This is a genomic window from Mesorhizobium sp. XAP4 (genome assembly GCF_029269325.1).
In the GTDB taxonomy this organism is placed as follows: domain Bacteria; phylum Pseudomonadota; class Alphaproteobacteria; order Rhizobiales; family Rhizobiaceae; genus Mesorhizobium; species Mesorhizobium ciceri.
The window spans coordinates 187897-214416 of sequence record NZ_JARIXW010000008.1 but is presented as its reverse complement, the minus strand read 5'-3'; the positions used below and the strand labels follow the sequence as shown (position 1 = coordinate 214416).

Genomic DNA, 26520 nt, shown 5'->3' with positions numbered 1-26520 from the left:
CACGAGGGATGTTGCGAGCGCCTGTCGGCGCCGCCTTGCCACGCTCGATGCTCCCAGGTACGTCCGGGTGGGCGAGCTACAGCGCCCCTTCGGCCAACGACGCCTTCCCCGCGCTCGCCCATTCCGGGACGGTCTTCTGGATGCGGGCGAAGGTTGCCAGGGCCTGCCCGACCACCTGATCCATGTTGTAGTAGCGGTAGGTTGCCAGGCGACCGACAAACCACACGTCGGGACAGGTTGCGCCAAGCGCTTCGTAGCGCTTGAAGAGCTCTTCGTTTTCGGCCCGCGGCACCGGATAGTACGGGTCCCCGATATCGGTGGGATATTCGTAGGTCAGACTGGTCCGCGCGTTCTGCTGGCCGGTCAGATGTTTGTACTCGGTGATGCGGGTGTAATCTTCCGTCTGGGGATAGTTGACGACGGCAACCGGCTGAAACTGCTCTTGGTCGAGGGTGACGTGCTCGAAGCGGAGCGAACGATAAGGAAGACGCCCCAGCTGCCAGCCGAAGTACTCGTCGATCGGGCCGGTATAGATCAGGCGGTTGAACGGTATCTCGTCACGAATTTCGCGGAAGTCGGTCTGCAGCATGATCTTGATGTTCGGATGGTCGAGCATGCGCTCGAACATCCTCGTGTATCCGCCGGCAGGCATCTTCTGGAAGCTGTCGCTGAAATATCGGTCATCGCGGTTGGTCCTGGTCGGCACTCGTGCCGTCACCGATTTGCTCAGCTGGTTCGGATCGACGCCCCATTGCTTTCTGGTGTAGCCACGGAAGAATTTTTCGTAGAGTTCGCGTCCCACGGTGCTGACGACAACATCCTCGGCCGTTCGCACGTCCTCTACCGTTTCGCGTCGCGACGCGAAGAACTCCTCCAACTGTGCAGAATTCAGTTCGAGGCCATAAAGGCGGTTTATCGTGTCCAGATTGATCGGGATGGGGAGCAGTATCCCATCCACCGCCGCCAGAACCCTATGCTCGTATGTGCGCCATTGGGTGAACTGCGAGAGGTAGTCCACGATCGACTGGCTGTTGGTGTGAAAAATATGTGGCCCATAGCGGTGGATGAGGATGCCGGCTTCATTATAGCAATCATAGGCGTTGCCGCCGACATGGCTGCGGCGATCGACCAAGAGAACGCTTTCATGACGCTGCGAGGCTATTCTTTCGGCAAGCACGCTGCCGGCAAACCCCGCGCCGACGATCAGCCAATCGAACATGGCTATGCGCTCCTGCGCAACGGGACGACCTTCTTGCGTCGGTAGGCGCCCTCAATGTGAGCTGCCATGGCCTTCCATGTTCTTTCCCACGACATGTCAGCCAGATAGGCATCGACTTGCGGCAGCAGCCTCTCACGCGGTCGCAAAAGCATGGAGCGCAGCTTGCTCTCCAAGTCGTCACTGTCGGCGATTTCCACCAGTCCAGCAGCGCCGTAGCTGCGCACGACGTCAACGATTGCCGTCGAGATTACGGGCAGGCCCGCAGCCAGGAACTCTGGCGTCTTGGTTGGGCTGATGAACCGGGTCGCTTCGTTGAGTGCAAACGGCATCCACCCGGCATCCCAATGGCGCAGATAATCGGGCAGGTCGCAGTAGGCCTTGGCACCCAACCAATGCAGGTTGTCGGCCTTCGGCAGGATTGCAGGATCGATTTTGACCACGGGGCCAATCATGACGAAATGCACGTCCGGCATCGTCCGCGCCGCTAGCGCCACGAGTCCGGCGTCCAGCCGCTCGTCGATGACGCCGAAATACCCCACCCTCGGGTGAGGAATGCCGGCCTGATCGGCTGGGTCCTTTCCTGGCAGCCTTGCCTTGTGAAAGTGCTTCACGTCGATGCTGCTCGGAAAGGGGTAAATAGCCTGATGCAGGCGGCGCTTGGTCTCGAACAGGCTCAGACCACCGGTGAAAACGAGATCGGCGCGGCGCAGAAGTGCCTTTTCCATCTGCGCCAGTTCGGGCGGCGCGTTCTTGAAGGCGGAGAGTTCGTCCATGCAGTCGTAGACGCATATGTCTGGGTCAAGAAACTCCGTGAAGCGGAGAGCCATCGGCGTGTAATACCAGGCGATCAGCCGGCTGTGCGGCATAGAAGCTATGATCTGCTGAACAAACCTCCGCTGCACGGCATCTGATTTCGCGGCCGACGCGCCGAGCGGCAGCACTGGTGTCACGATCAGGATGTTTGGCGATGCCTCGCTCGTCCGCATCTGCGGCTGTGGCAGTTCTTCGAAAACAGGCTCCTCAAAGTAGACCACTCTCTGCTGCTCGGATGCGAGGGTGAGGATATGCTGCGGCCGTTGATGAACGAAATTCCATCGCAAGTGGGAGAAGCAAACCAGTAGATTTTCCCTGCCAGTGTGTTTACTGGCGGATACCCTGCCCAAGGCTGCTTCCATTGAGATGTTCCTTCCCGTAATCTTTAGTTTATGTTACGACTAACATTTGTTAAGCGCGGATCGAGGAGAAATAGACTTCGATGCCAGCTCCTAACTTTCCAGCGCGTGAGTTGTTCCAAGGTGAAGTGAAGAGCTCTCGGTCACCGCTCGGATGACGAATGCGACCATATTTCCGCGAAGCTGAGAACGCCCGCCGCGCATCGCCGGGCTTTGAAAGCGTGAGCGACGGCGGAATGTCGGTGGAGAACGGACCTGCCGTATTTGCGTTGAAGTCGCTGGCTATAAAATGCGCAGGACATCAAGTTGATTCGCCCGCATCGCTGGCGAGTCCGTGCCAGGCGAATTCCGGGGCTGATATGAAGATCGACTTTGCGACCAACGTTTTTCCGCTGTTTCATCCGCAAAGCGTGGATGATCTCAAGGACCCTTGCCCCGTCTTTGATGGCAGCCTGTGGCACGTCTTCGGCTCGAGCGGCACGGTGACCACCGAGACGTGGACGATACTGCACGCCACGGCGCCGGACCTATATGGGCCGTGGACCGAGCATCAGTCGATCGAGCTTCCAATCAATGGGAGTGGTGTTGCGGCTCCGGGGGTCATCCACGAAAGCGGCGTCTTTCACATGTTCATCCAGACCGAGTTCATGAAGTCTGGCGGCCGCTGCGAGCATGCGGTTTCCAATGACGGGTTCCAGTGGGTGGTTCTTAGCCCCGCAATCCTCGCGATCCCGGATACGGAGGAAGATGGCATTTACGATCCGCATCCCGCACTTATTGGCGGCAAGCGCTACCTCGTCTATTCCGCCATGCCAAAATTCACCAGGGTGCCGCAGCCCGACATCTATCTCGCACGCAGCCAATCCGACTCATGGTTCGGTCCCTGGAAGCGGATCGGCAAGATCCTCGACCACAATGATGTGCCTCACCACAACACAAGAGAGGATCCCGACTATGAATGGGGCATTGAGGGCGCACAACTGGTCGAATTGCCGGACGGTCGCGTGCTTCTCAATGCCACTTGCTTTCTGCCCAATGGCCTTCGCGGGAACCGGCAACGCGTGTTTTTTGCCATCGCGGATAACGTTGCTGGACCTTACGTCTCGATCGGCCCGGTGCTGGAACCAGGCCAGCCGGGAGAGAACGGCCACTCGACAGTGATGATCGAAGGCAGCCAGCTTTCACTGTTTTATCAGAGCCGGGTCGCCACGACCGATCATCGGTGGCGCTACGGCTTGGCCAGATGTGACGTCGCTCTGCTTTCCAGGGTCGCGTGATCCGGTCGGCGCCACTCGTACCGACCGCATCAACGAACTGGACGGCTCGCATTGCGAATAAGCGTCCGTGGCTCGAGACATTCCCGCGGAAAACTGCCGGAATTAAGTGTTCCTCGCACGGAACAATGCATCAGAGCTGAGGTTCGGCTGACTTCCAACCAGGAGTCAGCCATGTATTACACCGACAAGAAATTGCAGTACCCGGTTCGTGTGGAAACGCCCAATCCAGTCTTTGCCCGTGCCTTGCAGCAGGCCATCGGCGGAGTAGAAGGCGAGATCCGCGTGGCCTTGCAGTATTTCTTCCAGGCATGGGGATGCCGCGGGCCGGCCAAATACCGCGACCTGTTGTTGAACACGGCGACCGAGGAGCTCGGCCATATCGAAATGCTGGCGACTGCGGTCGCCCTCAATCTTGAGGGTGCACCACTTTCGCTGCAGGAGGACATCTCGTCGGACACGGTCGGCGGCTCGGTCCTCAACGGGATGAACTTCCGCCATATCTTGTCGACCGGCCTGGCCGCACTGCCTGAAAACGCCAACGGCGTTCCCTTCAATGCTTCGCATGTCTATGCCAGCGGCAATCTTGCCGCGGATATGGTCGCAAACGTCACCGCGGAAGGAAGCGGCCGCGTGCTTGCGACCCGCCTGTACAACATGACCAGCGATCCCGGCATGAAGGACATGCTGTCCTTCCTTATTGCGCGCGACACCATGCACCAACAGCAGTGGCTCGCGGCAATCGAAGATATGGGCGGACTGAACGCGTCTCTGCCGGTCCCCAACTCCTTCCCGCAGGAAAAGGAGCATCAGGACGTATCCTATGCCTTCATCAATTGCTTCGTCGAAGGTGTCGAACCAGCGCAGGGACGTTGGAGCGAAGGACCGTCGATGGACGGCAAGGGCGAGTTCTCCCTGGTCGCCGGTTCGCCAATGGGCGAGGAGCCCATCCTGTCGCCGCCTCGGCCAAGTTCCGGCGCCCAGAGCGAGCAGATGATCGACAGGCGGGCAGCCGAATAGGCAAAGATAGCAATGCCGGAGGCAGCCGGCACTCGGCTGTCTCCTGCTAGCGGCTCCTGCGGAGTAGGGCGCACCCATTGGTGACTGGTGCGTGCCTGACGAAGCTCTCCATTTCCGCTTCGACATAAATGCTTCACCTAGGGAACATCGCCGGCTCCGCGAAGTTGGACAGCCACGGAGGACGTGCACATGAACAGTGTCATCTATCTTATCGGCGTTATCGTTGTCGTGCTGGCGGTCCTCTCCTTCCTCGGTCTTCACTAGGTGGCCCCATGCAGCATGAAAACGATCAGGGCGGACAGCCCACCGATTTCGACAAGGCGAAAAGCGACGTTTCCGAAAGGCTTCGCCAGGAAAATGAGCGTGCCAGCGAGTTGCTTCACGACGCGCGTGATACGGTGACCCGCAAGGCTGGCGACTATGCATCTGAAGCCAGGGAGGTCATCTCCGACAAGGCGCAGGAAGCGCAGCGCGACATCGGATCGAGCCTGGCGGCGCTGGGCGGCGCACTGCGCGCGGCCAGTGATCACCTGGCCAACAACGATGAAAGGAACGCATCGAAGTTCGCATTGGATGCTGCCGGTGGCCTGGAGCGGCTTTCATCGTCATTGAAACAGAAGCCGTTCGGCCAGGTCCTGGAGGACGTGCAGTCCTTTGGCCGGCAAAATCCCGGTGTCCTGCTTGCCGGATCGGTATTGGCCGGATTGGCTCTCGGGCGGTTCATCAAGGCCTCGCCGCCGGCGGGTCGAGAATTTCAGGATGCGCCGGGAGACCTCAAATCCCACACCGATCAGGCACAGGGTTGGTCCGCTGATCGGTCGCAGGATTCGGGCGTCGTCGGCGATGATGGGGCCATGCAGAGCGCGGAGCAGGACAGATGAACACCCAGGACAACCCAAGCCTTGCCGGGCTGATCACCGACTTGGCCCAGAATGTCACCACTTTGGTGCAAACCGAGGCCAGGCTGTTTCGGGCCGAGCTTTCTGAAAAGCTTGCGAAAGCCGGAGCAGGTGCCGCGGAAGTGCTGGGCGGCGCGATCTGCCTGCTCGCCGCGCTAATGGTGTTGCTGCAGGCACTCGTTATTGCACTGACGCGGGCAGGACTTGGCGCGGGGTGGTCATCCCTGCTGGTCGGCGTGGTCGTGGCGGCCCTCGGCATTATCCTGCTGCGGACCGGGACGGCCAGCATGGCGCCTTCGGAACTTACCCCCGACCGCACCCAGGAACAGCTCAAGCGCGATGCGAGCGTGATCAAGGAACAAGTGAGATGACTGAGAAATCCGCAGCCGAACTTGAACGCGAGGCCGAGGCAGCCCGTGCGCGGGTGATGGAGACCGCCGAATCCATTCGAGGCAAGATGTCGCCGGGACAATTGCTGGATGAGTTCACCGGGCTGTTCTCGGGAGGGGAGAGTTCGGCCATGCTCGCCAACCTCAGAACGCAGGTCCGAGACAATCCTTTGCCGGTCACCATGGTGGGCGCGGGTCTGGCTTGGCTGATGTTCGGCAGTGGTACCGCAGACACCGCCCGCGGTTCGGCTGGCTACTCAATGCCCTCGGCGCCGGGACGACATGATGAACGGGAACGTGGAGGCCTGGGCGATACGCTTTCCGATGCCGCCGCATCGCTGTCATCGGCTGCCACCAGCGTCGGCGATACCGTTTCCAGCGCTGCAAGCAGCGCCGCCGAGGGTTTCACGGGCACCACGGCCACTGCAAGATCGGTGACCGGCGACATGGCGGCGAAAGCCGCCCGCTCCGCGCAAGATCTGTTGGAGAACCAGCCCTTGGCCATAGCGGCCGCGGGTCTCGCCATCGGCGCCGCCATAGGTGCAATGCTGCCCCATACCGCAACGGAGGATGAGCAGCTAGGCGCCTATGGCGAAAAGCTTCGCGATACCGCCGAAACCATGCTCGACAGGGGTCTCGACGAGGCCAAGCAGGTCGCCGCCGAAGCCTATGAGACCATCAAGCAGGAAGCTGGCCGGCAACATATGGAAGCAGACACGATCGCCGATCAGCTCGGCGAGATCGTGAAGTCCACAGCAGACAAGACCGAGCACGCCGTGCGTGAACGGATTTCCGATCCATCTCAGCGTCAAACCTAGCTTGAATGATCCTGGATCAACGATAATCGGTCTCTTCAGAAGGGCCGGCGTTGTCCGTCAAACGGTGAACCGCTCAATCATTTCAGAGCGTAGAGGTAGGCCGCGATATCGCGCGCCTGCTGCTCCGAAATTCGGGTCGATGGCATGGCCGTGCGCGGATTGATTTCCCTGGCAGATCGTATCCAGCGGATCAGGTTCTCTGGATTGTTGGCCAGCCCGCCGCCGATAAAGGTGCGGTCAGCAAGACTGGCGTCGAGGCGTGGACCGACCTGCCCTTGCGCGCCCGGCACGCCCGAAATCGTATGGCAGCCGGAACAACCATTCGCAGTCATGATCGGCATGGCGCGCGCAATGTCACCTCCCGTGGCCGCCTCCGCCTCGTGGCGGATGCGCGCCGCCTGATCGGACCACCAGGTCATTCCGGCCACGCCCGCAACGAGCAGCACCAGCGCGGCGCTGGCGCCGGCAAGCAGCCTAGACAAGCTCGTAGGCATGCGCCGCCTCCCCCCTTCCGCTCGCCTTGATCCACAGCGCGGCCAGCAGCAGCGCTGCGCCGCCATAGATCAGTCCAGCGGGAACCCACATCACCAGCCCGGCAAGTTGCTGGTCTTCCAGGGGGCTCAAATTCCATAGTGCCGCACCCACCGCGTTCTGCGGGTACCAGAGCCGCGGCGAGAGCAGCAGGAGCACGCCAAGCAGGCCAGTGTGCAGCGAGGTGACAAAAAGATGCATCACTGCGGTCCCATAGGCATGCTGGCGGCCGGGACGCGGCAAGAGTACCCACCAGAACAGCAGCCCTGTTCCGAAGAAGCTCGCGTGCTGTGCATAGTGCATCACGCCGCGTTCGAGCGCGGCCTCGAACAACGCCGGAAGGTGCCAGATCCATATGGCCAGGCCGTGGGCAATGGTCGCGCTGAGCGGTCGAGTTACGAAAGACCAAACCGCATTCAGCCATCTGCCGTGCCCGGCCATTCCAAGAATGCGCCGGACCCCGGCGGGAAATCCCCACATCAAGGCCGCAGCCGGGCTGGCGGAGACCAGCAGCGGCGCCACCACGGCCATCAGCAGTTCATGCTCGATCATATGCGCCGCAAAGATCTGCTCACCGAGTGCATGAATCGGGCTGACCAACGCGGCCGTCAACACGCCCCATCCGGCCGTGAACAGCAGAGCCTGGCGCAGCCGCAGAGTCCTGCCGCGGCTGCTGCGCCGCCAAAGCCGGCCAGCTCCAACGACATATATCAGGGCAAGCACGGCAAGTGGCAGGGTGATGGGCAGCGCGAGCGTCCACCCGGCCTCGGGTGCGCCGGCGCCGTAGCAGATGGAAGTAGAGAACAGCCCGTCCAGATTCATCGCAGGCACTCATCCAGGATCAGCGCCGCGCTGCCTTGCATGAGGATCACAAGCGCAAACAGCAACGCCGACAGCATGCCGAGATTGGCGACGAAGCGCTCTGTGGCGCGCGTACGCTTCGGCTTGAATGCGGCACCGCCTCGCCGCTTCGCCCGCCACGACAGCGCCCCGCCGAGCAGCGACAACAAGACGAGCAGCAGCGCCACGGGAAGCACGACCGGCACCTGGCGATTGCATTGCCAGGGCACCAGCGCATAATTCAGCTGTGTCGAGACCGCCCACGCCAGCGGCCCTGACAGAAGACCACCCCAAGACGTTCCCAGGCGTAATGCACGCATCTCAGCCTAGCCTCGGCACCCAGTAGATGAGCAGATAGATCGGAATCCAGGTCAGGACCACGAAGTCCCAGTAGAAGACATTGTCGCCGACATCGCCGAAGCGACGGCCGCTATAGCCGTGGCGCGTGAACATCAGCACAGTCAGCACGATGGTGTCGCCGACATCGGTGATGAGATGTGTGGTGTGCAGCCCGAGCAGCACCCAGAGCATCGATCCATAGGCATTGGTGTCCCAATAGATGTTGAGGGCCGGGAATTCGAACCAGCGCACGACGAGCGGAGCGATGCCGAGCAGCGACATGACCATCAGCCCGATCCGCACCGGCACCATCGAACATTGCTTGGCATAGCGGTGGAGGATGTGGTTAGGCACAAGGCTGACGATGAACAAAATGGTGACGATCGTTCCTGGCCAATGGTTCGGGCGCGGTGCGCTGAGCGGCCAGTCTGGCCATGACTGCGCAAGGTAGAGATAAGCGCCGGCCGCCAGCGCGAAGCCCGTGCCTTCCAGCGCCATGAAACCCAGCGTGCCCCACCAGGTCGGGCTGCGCGGACCGTGCCCGAAGGTGGGCAGGCCAGAAAGATCGGCGGCGGCGCGCTGCTTCATTCCTCGTCCTCCGGATCGCCCTTGGGCCAGAACCATCCGATCAACGTGATGGCGATTGGCGCGGCGCCCCAGACGATCGCCCAGGGCGTGAAGATTGAATAGAGAAACGTGCCGCCGACGGCCAGCGCCGCTAAAAGCGGCCAGATCGAAGGGGCGGCCGATTTCTCGCGAATGTCGGGATGAGCTTCGGCCACGGTCGAGATGAGGAGTTCGCGCGCGTCCACGCGGAGCCCGGTCGCTACAGGGAGCGCCTCGCGCTCGGCCCAGAGCGGCTCGATATGAGTCACGATGGGAATGCGTGCGAAATTATAGCTCGGCGGCGGCGAGGATGTTGCCCACTCCAAGGTTCCTGCGTCCCACGGATTGTTGCCGGCCGAGGTGCCTTTCAACGCGCCATGCACAAGGTTGAAGGTGAACAGGACAAAGCTCAGGAAGAAGAGTAACGCCCCAGCCGAGATGAAAAGGTTGATGTTGCCCCAGCCAAGCTCGGCCGGATAGGTGTAGACACGTCGTGGCATGCCCCACAGGCCGACCAGATGCATCGGGAAAAAGGCTGCATTGAACCCGATGAAGGCCAGCCAGAAATGCCACCGCCCGAGGCGTTCGCTCATCATGCGGCCGGTGACCTTCGGGAACCAGAAATAAGCCGCGCCAAGCAGCGGGAACACCGAGCCGCCGATCAGCACGTAATGGAAATGGGCGACGACGAAATAGGTGTCGTGGACCTGAAGATCCAGTGGCACCGAGGCGAGCATCACGCCGGTCAGCCCGCCGATGACGAAGATGAAGAAGAAGCCGAAGACGAACAGCAACGGAGTTCGGATCACCGGTCTGCCGTCCCATAATGTTGCCAGCCAGCAGAAGATCTGTACGCCGTTCGGGATGGCGATCATCATGCTGGATGCGGTGAAGAAGCTGGCGCCAAGCTTTGGCAGGCCGGTGGCGAACATGTGATGGACCCAAAGCCCGAACGAAAGGAAGCCGACCGCGATCAGCGACAGGACCAGCCCGAGATGACCGAATGTCGGTCGCCTGGCGAAAACAGGAATGATCGAGGACACCATGCCCGTCGCCGGCAGGAAGATGATGTAAACTTCCGGATGGCCGAAGAACCAGAAGAGGTGTTGGAACAGCAGAGCATCCCCACCTTCGGCCGGGTTGAAGATGTGCGTGCCAACCAGCCGGTCAAGGATCAGGAAAGTCGAGGTGATCATCACCGCCGGCATCGCGAAGACGACGACGAAGGAAGTGACCAGCATCGCCCAGACATAGAGCGGGATCTTGTCCAGCGACATGCCGGGGGCTCGCTGCTTGAAGACCGTGACGATGGTCGCCACCGCGACGGCCAGTGACGACACTTCGGTATAGGTGATCATCTGCGCCCAGACGTCAGCCCGCTTGCCCGGTGCGAATTCGGGGCCGGACAGCGGTACGTAGGCGAACCAGCCCACATCAGGGGCCATGTTGAGGGCGAAGGACACCCAGGCGAAAGCGCCGCCCGAGACGTAGACCCAATAGCTGAACGCGTTCAGGCGCGGAAACGCGATGTTGCGGGTGCCGACCATCAGCGGCACCAGGTAGATCCCGGTCGCCTGCACGATGGGCACGGCGAACAGAAACATCATCGTAACGCCATGCATGGTGAACAGCTGATTGTAGAGGTCGGGCCCGATCAGCCCGCGTTGCGGTCCAGAAAGCTGGATGCGCATGACGACAGCGTTGAGGCCGCCAAGACCAAGGAACACGAAAGCGGTGATCAAATAGCGTCGTGCGATCACCTTGTGATCGACGCTCGACAAGGCTCCGACGATGCCGGATGGCGTCCGCCAGGTGCGCTCGAGCCAGCGATGCAGGCCGGCATCATCCATGCCGGTGTCGCGCGGTCCGTCATGCTCGGGCGCGATGTCGCCTTTTGCAGATACCTTGCGCTCCGGCGGCAGGTCGCGTTGGCTTGTGAGATCCGCGCTGCTCATTTCAGACCCTCGAGATAGGCGACCACGGCATTGAGCTCATCGCCGCTGAGCTCCACCACCGGCATGTGGGAGCCGGGCTTGATGCCTTGCGGGTCGGCTATCCAGGCGGCGAGATTGCCGCGGCTCATCGTCAAGGTCCCGGCAGCGAGCGTCTGCCGGCTGGCTATGTGGGTGAGATCGGGAGCCACCGTTCCGCCGGCCGGCGTCCCCCCGATCCTGTGACACATCACGCAGGGGCGTTTGAGGAACAGGTCCGCACCGACCTTGGCTTCGCCGCTCGCCGGCGCGCCGGCCGGCTGCAACTGGTCGTTCAGCCAGGCATCGAATTTCGGACGCGGCTCGGCGATGATGAAGGTGCCCATGTTGGCGTGCTGCGCACCGCAGAATTCAGCGCATTGACCACGGTAGACGCCTGGCTTGTCCGCCTTGATATCCAGGACGTTCATGTGGCCCGGGATAAGATCGAGCTTGCCGGCCAAGCTTGGGATCCAGAAGGAATGGATCACATCGGTCGAGGTCAAAAGCAGCCGCACCGGCTCGCCGGCAGGGATATGAATCTCGTTTGCCGTCGTCAGGATGCGGCTCGGCGTAGCATCCTCGTAGCGCACCTCCCACCACCACTGGTGCCCGGTCACCCTGATTGTCAGCGCAGCCTCCGAGCCGATCGCAGCCAGCGTCCTGTTGGCGAAAAAGCTTAGCAGCGTCAGTCCGATCAGGATGATGGTGGTCACTCCGACGGCGGACACGACCACGCGCATCTTGCCGCGTTCGGCCGCTTCGTCGAGTAGGAGGGGTTCATCGCCGGAACGCGATCGCATGACCAGCGGTGCTGCGAGAGCGATCATCACCAGCGCCCAAACAACCGCGCAAAGCGCGGCAAAGAACCAAATGAGCCAGGCCAGCTCGCCGGCTGCGGGGCCCTTCGGGTCAAGCGCCGACTGCCAGCCTGCGCATCCCTGCAGAAACAGGACACAGAAGGCGAAGGCCATCGAGGCCGGGCGCTTCACGGTGATTTGCCCAGTGTCGCGGCATCCGGCAGGCGGTTTTCCGAGGGATGCACCATCATGTCGTCATTGCGTTGCGGCGCGGCGGAAGACGGCGCGTTGCCGCCCAGTGCGCGCACGAAGGCCGCCAGCTCCCATATCTGGTCGTCGGGTATCTTCTGGCCGAAGCTTGGCATCCCGTTGGGCCTGCCGTCGCGGATCGTGGCGTGGATGCTTTCCATCGAGCTGCCGTAGATCCACTTCTCGTCCATGAGCGCCGGACCCATGCCGCCACCGCCATTGGCATGGCAGCCCGAGCAGTTGAACCAGCCGAACAGGCGTTTGCCCTCGCTCATGTGGAAGGCGTTGGCCTCGAAGCTCGCCGCCTTGTTGTCGGTGGGGGAGGGTCGCTGTCCGCCCGGCTCCAACGTGGTCACAGGCGTCGGCTGCTCACCTGAGCCGAGCGCCGATTGCGGTCGCGTGTCGCGCTCCTCGCGCTGGCAGGCGACCAGGGCCAGTGTCAAGGGCAGCAACATCGCCAGAGCGCGCCTCATCGGGCCGGTCTCCCGGCCATGTCCAGACGCGGTACGCCGTATCGCGCCAGAACCGCGTCGATCTCGGCCTTGTGTCGGGCAAGCGCGCTATTCACATCGCCACGCAGCGCATCGTCCTCGCGTCGAACACCCATTGAGATGTCGTACATCAGCGGCAGTTGCGGTCCATCGATGCGAGGCGTGACCGGCGTGATCCGGAGCGGCACCTTTTGCCTCTGCGCGAAATAGCCGGCGAGCGGACCCCAGACCACGGCAAGATCGATCTCGCCGTTCGCGACAGCTTCGACGATGCGCGCTGGAGGGTTGGGAGCAGAGTAGTCGCCATAGACGGGATAGCCGATGAGGTGCCCGACAATGCCGCGGCGGCCAAGCGCCTGGACAGGCGGTGAGTTGGCGCCATCGTCGCCGATGAGCTGAACACCGATGCGCAATTCTTGCAACCGCGGGTCGTTGAAGGACGTCACGTCCGGGCCGTCCTGGCGGGTCACGAAGACATAGGACGAACGGTAGTAAGGCGTGGTGGTGCGCAGCATTTCGAGATTGGCAGGCGTGCCGGGCACGAGATCGCAAAGGCCTGCCTTCAGCGTGTTGCGGATGAAGCCACGGCGCTGCGCCCACCAGGTATACGTCAGCTTGGCGCCAAGATCAGTGGCGACAATTTCCGCGATCCTGTTCTCGAAGCCTTGACCGGCCGCATTGGAAAACGGCATGTTGTTCGGGTCGGCGCACACTCTCAATTCACGTGCTTTGGCAACAGCCGGAAAGAGCAACAAGGCGAGCCCGGCCATGCCGATCGCCACCCGTTGGAACGCCTTTCGCGCCGGACGTACGGTCAAGTTCAATCCATCAAGGCAGCCGGAACACATAAAGCGTGCCTCCCGCCGTGGTAGCGTTCTTCAGATCCTTCATCGCGTTGACGAAGCCAAGTGCCGCGGTGGCATCGCGTGGGTCTAAGTCGCCCGAAACGATGGCGCCGGCCCAGCCACCGACGCCTGACAGAATTGCGACATACTGGTGCCCATCGGGGCCGCGATAGGTTATTGGCTGGCCGATGATGCCGGACGATGTCTTGAACTGCCAAAGCAGATCGCCAGTCCTGGCGCTGACCGCCTTGAACCAGCCTTCCATGGTCCCGTAAAAGACGACATCGCCGGCAGTGACGACGGTGCCGCTCCATACCGGAAAGTTCTCCTTCAGGACCCAGGCCGGCTTGGCGGCGGCAACATCCCAGGCGGTAAAAGCACCACGATTGCCGCCCGGCCCGGGGATCATACGTACGTTCATGCCGACATAGGGCGTGCCTGCGATGTAGTTTACCTCGACGCCTTCTTCATCCATGCAGAGATTGTTGTGGGGGATGTAGAGCAGGCCGGTCCTCGGCGAAAACGCCGATGGCTGCCAGTCCTTGAGGCCGGATGCCGTCGGACAAATGTCTCGGACCACCTTGCCGGTGCCGGTTCTCTTGTCAGGGTTTGCAATCAGGCGGCCGGTCTTCAGATCGACGCCTTTGCTGGAATTGACCGGGCCATAGGCTGTGGCCGATAGCACCTCTCCAGTGGTCCGATCGAGGATATAGAGGTAGCCGTTGCGTTCCGGTCGGACAAGGACCTTGCGCGGCTTGCCTTGCCAGGTCATGTCCAGAAGGATCTGCTCGTTGATGCCGTCATAGTCATGGAGGTCATGCGGGCTCCACTGATAGAACCACTTCGCCGCTCCGGTATCGGCGTCACGCGCGAAAATACCGGACGTCCATTTGTTGTCGCCTGGCCGCAAATCCGGATTCCACGGTCCTGGATTGCCCGTGCCGTGGAAGATCAGGTTCAACTCCGGATCGTAGGAGATCCAGCCCCACATATTGCCGCCGCCGATCTTCCAGGCTTCCGGTGGCCATGTCGTCACGCCAAGGTCTGTGCCCCTGTCCATGTCGTAGTGGGGCTTGAAGTCCGGGCCGATCAGCACATCCTTGTCGGGTCCAGTGCCATAAGCCGTCCAGACAACATGCCCGTCTCCGGCATCCAGCGCCTTGACCCAGCCGCGGACGCCCATTTCGCCGCCGGAATTGCCGACCAGAACTTTGCCCTTCACCACCAGCGGCGCCATGGTGATGGTCTCGCCGATGTTGATGTTGCCGATATGAGTGTTCCAGATCGGCTTGCCCGTATTGGCATCGAGCGCGATCGTGTGGCCGTCCAGCGTGTTGAAGAAGATGCGTCCGTTGGCGAAGGCCGCTCCGCGGTTGACGACATCGCAGCAGGCCACTCCTTGTGCCGCCGGCTCGGGGTTGGGCTCGTACTTCCACTTCATCGGCGCGCCCGGCCTGGAAAGGTCGAGCGCGTAGACGATGTTGGGAAAGGGCGTGACGATGTACATGTTGTTGCCGACGACCAGCGGCGCTGCTTCCTGGCCCTTGTTTACGCCGGTCGAGAAGGTGAAGGCGACCTGCAGGTTCTTGACGTTGCCTTCGTTGATCTCGCTGAGTTCGCTGAAGCGGGTCGACGCGTAGTTCTTGGCCGGCATTGTCCATTGCCCGTCATCGGGTGGCGCCGCGGCGGCGGGCGGCGCGATAGCCGCCGCCGATGCGGGCTCCGAGGCACCGCTCAGAAACAGGCCGCATGCCAGCAGCATCACCGAGAGTATGCCCGTGCGAAAGGAATTCTCGGTCGCCAATGCGCGGGCGCCGTGTCCTGCGTCAACGCGCGCTGGTGCCGGGTGCAGCATGCCTTTCATTTGTGGATCGAGCCTCCCACGCCGGCGCCGAGCTCCGCCGCGATGTCAGCCTCGGTGCCGGCACAAAGCGGATGGCCCCAGCCCGAGGCGCTTTTGCCGCCGGGATCGACATCGTAGACGATGGCGTCCTTGCGATTGGGATTGACCCCGGCGGGAACCTTGTCGAGGCCAAGCGCCGCGCGAACACGCCAGGCGACATTGTGATCGGCGCATGAGGAATCTCCTGAGACCCCGAGGCCTCCGACGATGCTCTTGCCGTCATAGAGGGCAAGCCCGCCGCCAAACACGACGACGCCTCCGATTGGCTTGCCGACGAGAGGATCGCTGGCACTTCCAAACGTTTTGGGATCGCCCGCATAGGCTGCGGCCTGGTTGACCGGGTTGGTCTCCTGCAAGCCGAAAAGCGGCCCGCCCGGCTGCGTCCCCGCGTAGAGATTGGCCGTCGATAGGGCCATTTGCGCCAGGCTGAGCCCATTTGCTGTATTGGCCTTCTCCGCCGCGACGAGGCGACTGCCTGGCCATTGCGAATCGGCGGTGGGACCGCTGAAAGCGATCGCGCACACCGCGCCGTCGCGAGCAACGACAGCGGCCCATTCGTTGGTCTCAAAGCCTCCGTTGGCAGGTCCGCCGCTTGCTTTCACATTGGCCTTGAGTGCGGCGAGCAGCTTATCGTGGTCGGCCGGGCAGGGCGCCTGTGCCATGGCTGGGCCCTGTGGGAACAGGCCACTCGTCAACAACACCAGAGCAAAGGCTGATAGCAAACGCCGACAGCGATACATTGTCCTGCCCATTCGTTCGAGCATCAAAGAACCCCGGAGCATTCTGGCAGCCTGGAAAATGCGAAAATGAGTCCGTGGTCCAATGCCGTCGCTATTTAACTTGGGCGATGCAGCTATGTTCCTGCTTTTGCAAAAAATTGCGCAGCCGCGTGCGCCGATGCAAGGTTGCCGTCTGTCCGTGTCGCTGGCGCAATATCCGCGGCCGAGATCGTGTTACCATTGTGCCGGCACCTATGAACGCTGCGCCAGCATCGCCAAGGCACCTGCAGGCCTGTAGGCCTCTGGCAATGGGAGAAAACCTGCATGTCTTGAGGACTCGGGCACGGCTTTGCTTGGTCGAGGCTCGCCTACATCCAACCAGACGCCTCCAACTGCGGCGGTGTCACGGGCTGGCTGCGGGTGGCAGCACTTTCACGCAAGGCCAGGATTCCCATCTGGAGTCACGGAATGCAGGAACTTCCTGTCAGCCTGATTCACATTTGCGCCTTTGCCCGCAGCGTCAGCCGATGGAACATGATGCCGGTCGCCGCCGTTGGAAGAGCTTGGAGGCGGCCGCATGCACCTTGTCCAGATCCTGCTTCCTCGTTCCGACAACGCGGGTGAGCCCTTCGCCAAGGAAGACTTCGATCGTGTGAAGGACGAACTCGCCAATACGTTCAAAGGTGTCACCGCGTATTTTCGGACGCCCGCGGAAGGGGTATGGAGGGAGGGAAAAGAGTCCGACATGGACGAGATTGTCATCTTCGAGGTGATGACGGAAGAAGTCGATCTGCCCGATTGGCGAAGGCGCCGAGCGGAGTTGGAGCGCCGTTTCCGGCAGGACGAGATCATCATCCGCTACCTACCGATAGCATTGGTCTAAAGGTCCAGGCGCCTCCGGGATTGGGTTTTGCCACCCTCCTTCCCGAGCTGAACTGCATTCGAAATCTGGAATGGCCTATTAGAGGTTTAATTACGATCCTTTGGACCTGCGTAATTCATTCAGTGGGTCTTCTGTAGGGCATAATATTGCGCATCGGTCGAATTAGAGAGGAAGGAAATATAACATACGTTCCATCAACCATTTAGACCGTTTGTCGATGTTTGTACTGATGACACTGTTATTTTACTGGTTGCAAGCCTTGCGAGTCGACCTGACGGGGTCAGTCTGGACAGGACCGAACCGCCTGCTTCAAAGGGTTGACCGGAAATGGGCGCATTGTTGGCTGTCCAGTGACTACGCTCCTACGGCGTCGGTCATTTTTCTTTTGCTGCCGCCGATCGGTTCTGGCCGGTCGGCGCCGTTGTCTTCGCGTCTTTCGAATGCGCTGCTATTGCAGGACCCGCGCCAGTCGACTTGCGCATATCGCCGTTGCCAGCGGGGCCGGGCTTCTTGCCGAGTAGTCTTGAAACGAGCGTACCTAGATATCCCATTGATACCTCCCGTGAGATTCGCGTAGCGACGGGCCAGTCTTCGCCTGGTGGGGCTACTACACGTTTTCGGCAGCCATGTTGACAGCCGGTTCAGCGAGTTGTGTCAGCGCCTCGTCGGTCGCCTTTTCCTCTCCAAGGGTTAAATTGAGGAGCGAAACAGCTTCATCCAGCCCCAGTTCGGAGGCCCAGGTCTTCAGTGTGCCATAGCGTGAGATTTCGTAGTGCTCCACAGCCTGGGCCGCAGCCAGCAGGCCAGCGTCCAGGGCAGGTGTGCCCTTATATTCCTCCATGATCTCGGCACCTTCATCGGTGATGCCCACAATAGCCGCACACGTCTTTCCCTGCGGCTTCTTGCCGATCACTTCGAAAACCTGTTCGAGCCGGGCAACGTGTTCTTTCGTTTCCTCGCGGTGCTTTTCGAACGCCGCCTTCAAATCTGGGCTTTGAGCGGCCTTTGCCATTTTCGGCAGCGTCGCAACGATCTTCTTTTCGGCGAAATAGATGTCCTTCAACGTGTCGTGGAAAAGTTCGTTCAGGCCCTTCGGTGATGCCTTCTTAGTGGGTGCCATCCTGTGTTCTCCCGTTCGCGCTCAAAAGCGAGGCGGAATAGCAACTCGATGCGGGGCAACTGGTTCCGGAGGGTGTTCTCTGATTGCAGTGAAATTGAACGCGACCAATTTATTGCGGAGCCTTGACGCTCAAGATCTGTCTCCCAGCACCCGCCGCCCGACGCTCAGGTAGTCCTAGCTGCAACGGTGGAAGCATCGGCACGGGTGATCGACAAGCTTCCGTGAGTCCATAATCGTCATAGATCAGACGCTTCCGACTACTCACGACGGTAGCTTGCGAAGGGTCTTCCGCATTTGCACATGTTAACCGGCCATCATTCAATGTCTCATGTGCCGCAGAATGTCTGTAGGACGCGTTCATCCGGGCGTGGCGGGTCAGCATAGCGTTCCATGTCCGGCTGCTCATCGAAGGGCCGGCTGATGACCCTCAAAATCTCCTCGAAAGGTGTGAAGTCCCCGCCCAGCGCCGCCTGGATCATAGCCTCGATGCGATGGTTGCGAGGGATGAATTTGGGATTGACGGCATGCATGACCGCCCGGCGCGCGGCCGTGTCGGCAGCATCGCTTGCGATGCGCTCGCGCCAGCGCGCCGACCAAACATCGAATGCGCCTGGATCCTCAAACAACTGCCGCGCCCCGCCCTGATCGTCCGGGGCGGCGAGGTCGTCGCCCAGACGCCGGAAGGCGAGCGTAAAGTCGGCTTCGCCGCGAGCTAATACATCCAGAAAATCAGCCGCGAGCTGCAAGTCGCCTTCCGCCTCGGTCAGCAATCCGAGTTTTCTGCGGAAGCCGCGCTGCAACACAGTCTCATATGAGGACTGGAAAGACCCAAGCACCTCTTCGGCTTCAGAGACGGCTTCACTCTCGTCCGTGCTCATGAGCGGCAGCAGAGTCTCGGCAAAGCGTGCAAGATTCCATGTCGCCACATGAGGCTGGTTGGCATAGGCATAGCGGCCGACACGGTCGATCGAACTGAACACCGCGCTCGGGTCATAGGCGTCCATGAAGGCGCATGGGCCATAGTCGATCGTCTCGCCCGAGATCGTCATGTTGTCGGTGTTCATGACGCCATGGATGAAGCCGACCAGCATCCAGCGCGCCACCAGATCGGCCTGTGCAGCGACAACGGCCTCAAGCAAAGCGCGGTACGGCCGCGCTTGCCCGACCAGCTGCGGGAAATGGCGTTCAATGGCATAGTCGGCGAGGATCTTGAGGCCTCCGGTATCGTGGCGCGCAGCGAAATATTGGAAGGTGCCTATCCGGATATGGCTGGCCGCCACTCTTGTAAGGACAGCGCCGGGCAGCCGGACCTCGCGATATACCGGGTCCCCGGTGAGCACAGCCGCCAAGGCTCGAGTCGTCGGAATGCCCAGCGCGGCCATTGCTTCGCTGACGACATACTCGCGCAGAACCGGGCCGACGGCTGCGCGGCCGTCGCCATTGCGCGAGAACCGCGTCGGTCCCGATCCCTTCAACTGGATGTCACGGCGAATGTCGTTAACGTCCACCACCTCGCCAAGCAGCAGAGCGCGCCCGTCGCCGAGCTGAGGCACGAAGTTTCCGAACTGGTGACCTGCATAGGCCAGGGCGATTGCCTGCAAGCCTTCCGGAAATCTATGGCCAGAGAGCATATCCAATCCATCCGGGCTGGTAAGCTGGTCGGCATCGAGCCCGAGTTCCTCCGCAAGTGGCCGGTTGAATCGGATCAGCCGGGGTTCGGACACCGGCTTCGGATCCGTGTGCGCGAAGAAGCGCTCGGGCAATTGCGCATAGCTGTTGTTGAGGGCGAGAAGCCGCATCTGAATGCCCTGGGTTTATTCGGCGGTCGCAGGTGCCGTCATGAAATCTGGCTCTGACGGAAGGACCCAACAGCTCCCGTCTCGAGGAGACTGTCTTCACTTGTCATATAGGACACAATCTCGCTGGTACCATTCGGATCCATCAGGCCGGCACCGGATAAGCTTTGAACTACCCGCCTACGTCGCGTTTCGGGGCTACCGTGCGACGAAAGGCGACAGGCAAGCTGACCCCTTCTGCTGTCTTGACCACAGAAGGCCTTGTGGATCCATTGTCCATGACGACGATCTTGTCGGGTCACCCTCATGGCCGTACTAGGCCGCAGGCGAAGGAAAAACTGTCGAGACTACGTTGCAGCTGGGGCGCCTCCCGAATGGCGCGGACGTCAGTTTTATGATGATGTCCCCGACGGTACGCTGGCCGCAACCCATACGCTCGCCGGGCGGATCCGTACGGGCATGTCATCAGGCGAGATCAAAGAAGATAAGGTCGCGTTCCCGCGTTTTTGATCCAAGCGATCGCGCGCCATTGGACACAATCACCCTAAGGGGGTCCTTCAAATGCCATCCTTGGCGTCATAGCCGCTACGTTCGAGGAGAGCATGGCGGGCCCGAACCGAAGCCTTCCCTGGTGGAAGGCCCTCCGGGCCCACCATCGGCTTTCTCTGCCGTTGATTTAATTGGGTTTTTTGTACTTTTTTGTCCCACTCTCTTCCACCCCCTCCAAAAGTGGGACATTTTCGTTCTCGTTTCGATCGAATACCAGAAGCGTCCGGGCAGACTGCGCCACTATCCGGCGGCGTGCCTTGCGGATGTAATGATCGGGCTGCTGATACGTCGTCCAGCCGTAAATCGCCTTCAGCTGTTCATGCGTGGCACCGTTTTCTGCGGCAACGGTGGCGCCTGCCTTGCGGACCCCGTGGGCGCTGCAGCCCGGGAGCCCCGCTTCGTCGCACCATTGGCGCATCTTGTTGCCAAGGCCGTTTTCCGAGAAAGGCCGACCATACTCGGTGACGAGGAATGTCAGGTTGCCGGCCGGGGCGAAGGAAAGCTCATCCTCGAGTTCTGGGAGCAGAGGCAGTTCGACGACAATCGCTTCCTTGCGCACCTTGCTCTTGTCGGTCTTGCCAGGCTTGATCCTGATCCACTTCTCCCAGGTCCCGGTATCCTTGTTGCGAACCTGGGTAATGTGTTGTCTGCCAAAGATTGCTGCATCGGACAGTCGCAAACCTGTGAACATGAAAATCGCCAGCGCCATACGAGCCATGGTGCCGCGCGCATGCCGTTTCTCATACTGGACGATCTCCGACACTTCCCAGGTGTGGAAACCTTCGCCATTGCCCGAAGTCAGGCGCTTTATTCCGTTTGCCGGATTGACCTCGACCAGCTCGGCATCCTTGGCCCAGGCGAACATTGCGCTAATGGCTTTTGTGATATTGTTGGCTGCCCCCGGAGCGTCTGACCGGGTATCACGAAGCTCCTTGACGTGAGCCCGCTTCATGGCCGCGAATGGTAATGAACCCTTCGTCGAAAAGTCCGGATTGACCGACCCGCTCAGCGGGTGAGGCAGTTTGCACACGCCTTCGAGTATCGTTCGTCGTCGAAGCATCGTGCCTTCGCCGACCTCTGCGCCACCGCGCCGGAAATACTCCTGGCAAAGCCACATCAGACTGCCCGGCGAAGCATAAGGAACGCCATCTCGCGCGCAGCGCACTTCTTCGTGGAACTCGGCTGAACCTGGCTTTTCTCGCAGACGGATCTTTTTTCTACCCGGTGCGCGGAAGTACAGCCGGATATTGCCGTGCCGATCCCTGTCTTCGACAACGCCTTTCAGATTGAATTTCACCATGGTGCTCGCCACGTCCATCATCTGCGATCCCAAGGATTATCGCTGGAGGACATGCCGTCAAGTTTGCTGTTGCGGTGTGGTAGCCGCCCGAATGCCTCTGCCAGTTCCTCCACGTCCCAGACAAAGCGCGCTCTTTGCTAGGCATCCGCGGTTGTGGCATACGGCCATCCGCGACCATCTGGTCGAACGTCGTTGGACTGACGCCGATAGCTACCGCTGCCTGTTCTCGATTAATGCCGAACAGCGGGAGCCCGCCAGGTGCGCGTTTCATTGCTTTACTCGCTGCACATCGCCTCGCGGGCTGAGTTCCGCGACAGTGGAGCATTCACCTAAGAAGCAATCACGCTACCCTTTCCTTGGAATGCCTGGAATGGATCTGTCCGGCCAATGCGGCAAACGGCGGTGGCGACGTGAAAATAGGATAGCAGACCGCGGCCGCGGGGGTTCGAGTCGGGAGAGCGCTACCGCCAATAGATCCGCTTCGTCCGTGATCCCGTTCTGGAAAACGCTGACGACTTCCGCAGCGAGGTCTTCCCTCTGTTCCTTGTCTTTTTGGGCTAGACGGCGCTCGATGCACAGTTGGTCGAACACCCGCTGGAGCAAGTCCAGATCAATGGGCTCGAATTTTCGCCGTATCGTTGCAGGGGCATTTGCCGTCCCTCAAACACGGCCGATGCGGGATTTTTTCATATAATGGGGTTAGATGTGAACGGATTTCCAAACTGATGCACAGCCCACAGGTTCTTCGGACAGCACTAGAGACCGGGAACCTAAGATCTCATCATGAATTGAGTCGCGTTCGCGTTTGGGAGGGTTGCGTGCAAGACCAGCGCTTTGAAAAGCCTGTACGCGTGGCCCTCGGCAGGTCGAGGAACACGATCTATACAGTTGAGCGAGTAGCCCAGGCAGCGGACATCCTGCTGAACCGATGGCCGGCGATGACCGGCAAGAAACATGTCGCTGCTCGCAAAGCCTGCCTTGGTGTGCTCGAGGGCCTGAAAGAAACCCGTGACGCACGCAAGGCCTTCGTTGAGGCCGCAAAGGAGGCCGACATCCTCGTTGAGCGGGATCCGTTCCGCTGAGCGCCGATCCGCTTTTCATCGTGGCCTCGACTGCCTTACTGTAGACAGGTCGCCCAGGTCCGGAGCCTTCCATGTGCAACGATTACGAACAGCATGTCCTCTGGGCTGAATATTGCCGGATGATGGCGTCGCTGGCGCTCAAAATCCCCACCCACCAGACCGAACTCGACCTGCCACAGGCGGACGACGTGCGCATCAGTGAACCGGCGCCAATAATGCGTGCCGCCGGGGATGCGATCGAACTGACATCGATGACGTTCGGATTTCCGCCGGCCGGACCAAAAGGCGGCCCTGTGTTCAACTTCCGCTCCGAAGGCCGGCAGTTCGCAAACAGCAAACGCTGCCTCGTTCCTGCGTCCGCGTTCTTCGAATTCACAGGCACGAAGTATCCGAAGGCGAAACATCGCTTCACGCTCAACGGCTCTCCGTTCATGGTCATCGCCGGGCTTTGGCGTGAAGCTGTCGGCAACAAGCCTCCCACCTTCACCATGCTGACGACCGAACCCGGGCCGGACGTCGCGCTATATCACAATCGTCAGGTGGTGGTCCTTCAGCCCGAGAATTGGGCGGCCTGGATCAATTTGACAAAGCCTGAGGCTGAGCTGCTGCGTCCGCTTCCCGCTGGATCCCTCTCGGTGGAGACAGTTCGCCCCGAAAGCTCGTGACTTAGCTGCGCAAGATCTCTGGTACGCTGAGCGGACCGAGATCGAGGACCGGCGTATATTCGCCCGTGCGGCGCCAGACGCCTCGCACCTTTCCATTCTCCCGATCCTGCCTCGGATCGAACCTCAGCCCCTCGAAGTGATCGAGAAAGGCCTCTGCAGATGCGGCTTCGCTGAAGCAATGGAGCCGATAGGTTTCATATTTGCCGTTCGGCCATATCGCCTGCACATGCCGTGTCTGGTGCTTAAGCCCTCGTTCCTGGCAGAACTTCGCGATCATGGTGAAGTTCCGGTCGGTGCAAAGGTCATCTGGCAGCGCAACCTGGTGAGGCCAGTCGCGGTCGATGACCGATGGCGTTGGTGAAACCCGACTGCGTTTGACCACTATTCGAAATGCATCGACTGGCCACGCATCATGGCCAGCGTCAGCGCGATTGCAGGATTTGCCGGTGGCTTCTCCATGTGCAGGGAGCCGTCGAAATCACGCCATGCCGCCATGCGCAATTCATCATCGTCATCACTGGCCGCCGGGTCGAAAACGTGGGCATCGCAGGGATCCCTGTCGATCTCGATTGTCCAGTCCCTGAGCGCCTTGCGGGCCATCTCTTCGACCTGGGCAAGATCGCTGGTGAAGAAGGGGATACGGTCTCCCTCTTCGGAAAGCGGCTCAACTCGATCCAGCGTCGGCCGCTCGGGCACCCAACCCAGAACGAAGGCAATGTCGAAATCGATCTGGCGGTCTGGGCCAGCTGTAACCTCCAGCCGTTTGACGAGGTCAGGATAGAGCTGCTTACGCGCCGGCCACGTGTCCGGAAGAGCCTCGGCCTGCAACTTCTTGCGGGGAACGTTGATCAGTTCCATGACCTGATGGCGCGGAATTTTGTCCTCCGGCCAGCCCGCACAACAAGCAGTCGTCGCAGCCTCGTCGGCCTCCAGCCAGACTGTGGCGGCCTGGTTCTCGTCTTCAGTAGGCTTGTCGTCTTCTGGAAAGCCTTTGATATCCCACCCTTCCAACGCAAACAGTCCTTCCGCGCCCTGCAAAGCCGTAATGCCGGCGCGTGCAAACACGGCTTCGGCTGCGGCGATGCCGCGTGCGAGCTCTTCTGGTGTTGCGTTCTCGATGTTCAAGCGAAGTTCCATGGTTCGCCTCCTATGGCCTATCTCTGTCAAGGAGAACAAAAAGAGAACGATGAGTCAAGTATGCCTTGACGAGAGAGGAATATGTTCCTTATTTCAGCGTGATCTTGAGCAGCAAAGGACCGTGGCTCGGCGTCAATCGCGCTGGCCGGCGAAGCTATGGCGAAAACAGCGGAAGACAATTTTCGGATCGAGGTCTGGGATCGCGAGGAGCAGGCTTTGTCAGAAACCATCTCGCGTTCTCCCGATTCAACGGTCAGTCAGGCAGCCTGGCAGGCCGCCATCCGGCGCCGGCCGGGCATGTTGCTAATCCACTACAACAGTCGGCATGTGATGGAGAAAATTCTGACACCTGGTGAGGTGACGATCCCGCCACAGACCATCATCGACGGCAGCGTTCACGCCGGCCTTGATGTTGCGCTCGGCGATCTTCGCGAATGGCATGTGTTGCGGGCCTGGTGCAGATCCTGTTCGCACCACGCAACGGTAAAACCAGCCGGGCTCATCAAACGCTACGGAAAAGGCGCTCTGTTCAGTTCGGTCGAGCGCGCGCTTTTCTGCACCAGTTGTGACAGGGGCGGGCCTGTCAGGCGGGAAATTCACAAGCTGCCACGCAATTGAGAGGAGCCGAAGGGCGCAGGAGCTCATCGATTTCCGGGCCAACTCGCGCTGGTGCTGGCAACCCAGCAGCATCGATGCGATCAGCGGCTTGACTTCCGAGGACCGGAACTGCGCGCGATCACGGCTGGTCGGCTTCCATCGTGACGCAAAGTCATGCGGACCGCCCCGGACGGGGACAGTCGGTCCCGCGTCCCGTCCTGCGGCCGGCGCTATGCTGACGCTCCTACGGCTGTCCCGTTCACCGCCCGCGGCGGGGGCGAATTTCCTCCGTCCTGCGCGCGACAATCGCCCGCTGTTGTTGCGGACGCGTGCAGGACTGCGGTTTATACGCCGTTCTTCCTTGGAGCGCCGACAGTCGCCGGCGCCGACATGTTTCAGAGGATGCGCCGACAGCGGTCTCATTTCTAAATTTGCAACAACAACAAGGGGAACGGTACACATGAAAACATCTCTGAAATTGGCGACATTGGCGGCTTCGTTTGCCCTGACATTGACGACGCTTCCGGCTCAGGCCGGCGCGGTGCTGGACCGTGTCGTGGCGGCCGGAACTCTCAAGGTCGCAACTGACGCCAACTGGGCGCCGCAGTCCTTCCTCAATGCCAGCAACGAGCTGGACGGCTTCGACATCGATGTCGCCAAGGAGATCGGCAAGCGTATCGGCGTCAAGGTCGAGTTCGTGACGCCGGGCTGGGACATCATCACCGCCGGCAACTGGGTCGGCCGCTGGGACATGCATGTCGGCTCGATGACGCCGACGAAGAAGCGCGCCGAGATCTTCGATTTTCCCGCTGTCTACTACTACACGCCAGCAGCGGTTGCGGTTCACAAGGACAGCAAGGCCAAATCGTTGAGCGATCTGGATGGCAAGGTTGTCGGCGCGACGACGACATCGACCTTCGAAGCCTATGCCAAGAAGGATCTGACGCTCGACGCGGCCGGTGCGCCGCCATTCGAATACAAGCTCAACCCGAAGGAAGTGCACTCCTACGAGAACTCCACCACCGCTTTCGACGATCTGCGGGTCGGTGACGGCGTTCGGCTCGATGCCGTCGTCTCGTCGCAGCCCAGCATCGTCGATGCCGTGAAAGCCGGTTATCCGATCAAGCAGATCGGCGATCCGGTGTTTTATGAGCCCCTGGCTGTCGCAATCGAACACGGTGACCCGGAATTCTCGGCCAGGATCGCCGATGCCGTGAAGGCCATGAAAGGCGACGGAACGCTGAGCACGCTCTCCAGGAAATGGTACGGGGTCGACTACTCGGTCGTAAACTAGTTCCGACGTTCGC

28 protein-coding genes are annotated in these 26520 nt (G+C 60.8%); 11 read left to right on the top strand and 17 right to left on the bottom strand.

All coding sequences use genetic code 11. The annotated features are described in order from the left end of the window. Positions 1–76: 76 nt before the first annotated feature. On the bottom strand, positions 77–1219 hold the full coding sequence (gene glf, locus P3C39_RS29535) for a UDP-galactopyranose mutase (protein WP_275954774.1): 1143 nt from the start codon (positions 1217–1219) through the stop codon (positions 77–79). 2 nt (positions 1220–1221) lie between these two features. After that, positions 1222–2394 carry a glycosyltransferase gene (locus tag P3C39_RS29530; RefSeq protein WP_275954775.1) on the bottom strand — a complete coding sequence of 391 codons (1173 nt, stop codon included), beginning with the start codon at positions 2392–2394 and terminating at the stop codon, positions 1222–1224. A 158-nt stretch (positions 2395–2552) separates the two neighbouring features. Here P3C39_RS29530 and P3C39_RS29525 point away from each other — a divergent pair, with 158 nt between their 5' ends. The 5 genes from P3C39_RS29525 (at position 2553) to P3C39_RS29505 (ending at position 6791) form a co-directional block, all read left to right on the top strand. Next, positions 2553–3668 (top strand): hypothetical protein, encoded by a 1116-nt coding sequence (locus tag P3C39_RS29525; RefSeq protein WP_164752036.1) that lies wholly within the window; start codon positions 2553–2555, stop codon positions 3666–3668. A gap of 171 nt (positions 3669–3839) precedes the next feature. Further along, a complete protein-coding gene (locus P3C39_RS29520; RefSeq protein ID WP_063170783.1) occupies positions 3840–4685 on the top strand; it encodes a manganese catalase family protein in 846 nt (281 codons plus the stop codon). A gap of 272 nt (positions 4686–4957) precedes the next feature. Next, entirely contained in the window at positions 4958–5566 is a 609-nt protein-coding gene (locus P3C39_RS29515) for a hypothetical protein (RefSeq protein WP_127368832.1), read from the top strand. After that, entirely contained in the window at positions 5563–5955 is a 393-nt protein-coding gene (locus P3C39_RS29510) for a phage holin family protein (protein WP_013525134.1), read from the top strand. Before P3C39_RS29515 ends, P3C39_RS29510 begins: the two co-directional genes overlap by 4 nt. A 56-nt stretch (positions 5956–6011) precedes the next feature. Continuing rightward, on the top strand, positions 6012–6791 hold the full coding sequence (locus P3C39_RS29505) for a hypothetical protein (RefSeq protein ID WP_275954777.1): 780 nt from the start codon (positions 6012–6014) through the stop codon (positions 6789–6791). A gap of 77 nt (positions 6792–6868) precedes the next feature. Here P3C39_RS29505 and P3C39_RS29500 read toward each other — a convergent pair whose 3' ends face one another. From P3C39_RS29500 to P3C39_RS29455, 10 genes are read right to left on the bottom strand one after another with little or no spacing between them, the layout of a single operon-like run. Then, the gene (locus P3C39_RS29500; protein WP_013525136.1) at positions 6869–7285 is read right to left on the bottom strand and encodes a c-type cytochrome; all 417 of its coding nucleotides are present in this window, start codon (positions 7283–7285) and stop codon (positions 6869–6871) included. After that, positions 7266–8144, bottom strand: coding sequence for a cytochrome c oxidase assembly protein (locus tag P3C39_RS29495; RefSeq protein ID WP_275954778.1), 879 nt, complete (start codon positions 8142–8144; stop codon positions 7266–7268). The genes P3C39_RS29500 and P3C39_RS29495 overlap by 20 nt, the downstream gene beginning before the upstream one ends. Further along, positions 8141–8482 carry a hypothetical protein gene (locus tag P3C39_RS29490; protein WP_063170778.1) on the bottom strand — a complete coding sequence of 114 codons (342 nt, stop codon included), beginning with the start codon at positions 8480–8482 and terminating at the stop codon, positions 8141–8143. Before P3C39_RS29490 ends, P3C39_RS29495 begins: the two co-directional genes overlap by 4 nt. Before the next feature lies 1 nt (position 8483). Beyond that, the gene (locus tag P3C39_RS29485) at positions 8484–9089 is read right to left on the bottom strand and encodes a cytochrome c oxidase subunit 3 (RefSeq protein ID WP_013525139.1); all 606 of its coding nucleotides are present in this window, start codon (positions 9087–9089) and stop codon (positions 8484–8486) included. Next, positions 9086–11062 carry a cytochrome c oxidase subunit I gene (gene ctaD / locus P3C39_RS29480; protein ID WP_013525140.1) on the bottom strand — a complete coding sequence of 659 codons (1977 nt, stop codon included), beginning with the start codon at positions 11060–11062 and terminating at the stop codon, positions 9086–9088. The genes P3C39_RS29485 and ctaD overlap by 4 nt, the downstream gene beginning before the upstream one ends. Continuing rightward, positions 11059–12069 carry a cytochrome c oxidase subunit II gene (gene coxB, locus P3C39_RS29475; protein WP_275954779.1) on the bottom strand — a complete coding sequence of 337 codons (1011 nt, stop codon included), beginning with the start codon at positions 12067–12069 and terminating at the stop codon, positions 11059–11061. Before coxB ends, ctaD begins: the two co-directional genes overlap by 4 nt. Next, positions 12066–12599, bottom strand: a complete 534-nt coding sequence (locus P3C39_RS29470) for a c-type cytochrome (protein ID WP_013525142.1) — start codon at positions 12597–12599, stop codon at positions 12066–12068. Before P3C39_RS29470 ends, coxB begins: the two co-directional genes overlap by 4 nt. Further along, positions 12596–13465, bottom strand: coding sequence for a substrate-binding domain-containing protein (locus tag P3C39_RS29465; protein ID WP_275954780.1), 870 nt, complete (start codon positions 13463–13465; stop codon positions 12596–12598). The genes P3C39_RS29470 and P3C39_RS29465 overlap by 4 nt, the downstream gene beginning before the upstream one ends. Next, a complete protein-coding gene (locus P3C39_RS29460) occupies positions 13446–15326 on the bottom strand; it encodes a methanol/ethanol family PQQ-dependent dehydrogenase (RefSeq protein ID WP_275954781.1) in 1881 nt (626 codons plus the stop codon). The genes P3C39_RS29465 and P3C39_RS29460 overlap by 20 nt, the downstream gene beginning before the upstream one ends. Beyond that, positions 15323–16027: a heme-binding protein gene (locus P3C39_RS29455; RefSeq protein ID WP_013525145.1), complete on the bottom strand. Its 705-nt coding sequence runs from the start codon at positions 16025–16027 to the stop codon at positions 15323–15325. The genes P3C39_RS29460 and P3C39_RS29455 overlap by 4 nt, the downstream gene beginning before the upstream one ends. Before the next feature lie 477 nt (positions 16028–16504). Here P3C39_RS29455 and P3C39_RS29450 point away from each other — a divergent pair, with 477 nt between their 5' ends. Next, positions 16505–16708 (top strand): hypothetical protein, encoded by a 204-nt coding sequence (locus P3C39_RS29450; protein WP_275954782.1) that lies wholly within the window; start codon positions 16505–16507, stop codon positions 16706–16708. Then, complete coding sequence (locus P3C39_RS29445; protein WP_013525146.1) at positions 16662–16967, top strand: hypothetical protein; 306 nt, start codon at positions 16662–16664, stop codon at positions 16965–16967. Before P3C39_RS29450 ends, P3C39_RS29445 begins: the two co-directional genes overlap by 47 nt. Before the next feature lie 607 nt (positions 16968–17574). Here P3C39_RS29445 and P3C39_RS29440 read toward each other — a convergent pair. The 3 genes from P3C39_RS29440 to P3C39_RS29430 all read right to left on the bottom strand — a co-directional run bounded on the left by P3C39_RS29440 (position 17575) and on the right by P3C39_RS29430 (position 21753). Next, positions 17575–18087 (bottom strand): ferritin-like domain-containing protein, encoded by a 513-nt coding sequence (locus tag P3C39_RS29440; RefSeq protein WP_063170775.1) that lies wholly within the window; start codon positions 18085–18087, stop codon positions 17575–17577. Between the two features lie 326 nt (positions 18088–18413). Further along, positions 18414–19886 (bottom strand): protein adenylyltransferase SelO, encoded by a 1473-nt coding sequence (locus P3C39_RS29435; protein WP_275954783.1) that lies wholly within the window; start codon positions 19884–19886, stop codon positions 18414–18416. A gap of 673 nt (positions 19887–20559) precedes the next feature. After that, positions 20560–21753, bottom strand: coding sequence for a tyrosine-type recombinase/integrase (locus P3C39_RS29430; protein ID WP_275954784.1), 1194 nt, complete (start codon positions 21751–21753; stop codon positions 20560–20562). A gap of 797 nt (positions 21754–22550) precedes the next feature. Here P3C39_RS29430 and P3C39_RS29425 point away from each other — a divergent pair. After that, a complete protein-coding gene (locus P3C39_RS29425) occupies positions 22551–22814 on the top strand; it encodes a DUF982 domain-containing protein (RefSeq protein WP_275954785.1) in 264 nt (87 codons plus the stop codon). 71 nt (positions 22815–22885) lie between these two features. Beyond that, positions 22886–23479, top strand: a complete 594-nt coding sequence (locus P3C39_RS29420) for an SOS response-associated peptidase family protein (RefSeq protein WP_275954786.1) — start codon at positions 22886–22888, stop codon at positions 23477–23479. Position 23480: 1 nt separating this feature from the next. Here the strand turns inward: P3C39_RS29420 and P3C39_RS29415 are convergent, their stop codons facing one another. Together P3C39_RS29415 and P3C39_RS29410 are read right to left on the bottom strand one after the other, a co-directional pair. Next, positions 23481–23756, bottom strand: a complete 276-nt coding sequence (locus tag P3C39_RS29415; RefSeq protein ID WP_275954787.1) for a hypothetical protein — start codon at positions 23754–23756, stop codon at positions 23481–23483. 104 nt (positions 23757–23860) lie between these two features. Next, positions 23861–24604 carry a hypothetical protein gene (locus P3C39_RS29410; RefSeq protein WP_275954788.1) on the bottom strand — a complete coding sequence of 248 codons (744 nt, stop codon included), beginning with the start codon at positions 24602–24604 and terminating at the stop codon, positions 23861–23863. 168 nt (positions 24605–24772) lie between these two features. On the opposite strand from P3C39_RS29410, the gene P3C39_RS29405 reads away from it, so the two are divergent. Both P3C39_RS29405 and P3C39_RS29400 read left to right on the top strand, forming a co-directional pair. Then, the gene (locus P3C39_RS29405) at positions 24773–25234 is read left to right on the top strand and encodes a hypothetical protein (RefSeq protein WP_275954789.1); all 462 of its coding nucleotides are present in this window, start codon (positions 24773–24775) and stop codon (positions 25232–25234) included. A 439-nt stretch (positions 25235–25673) separates the two neighbouring features. Continuing rightward, entirely contained in the window at positions 25674–26507 is an 834-nt protein-coding gene (locus P3C39_RS29400; protein ID WP_275954790.1) for a transporter substrate-binding domain-containing protein, read from the top strand. The last annotated feature ends 13 nt before the right edge of the window (positions 26508–26520 follow it).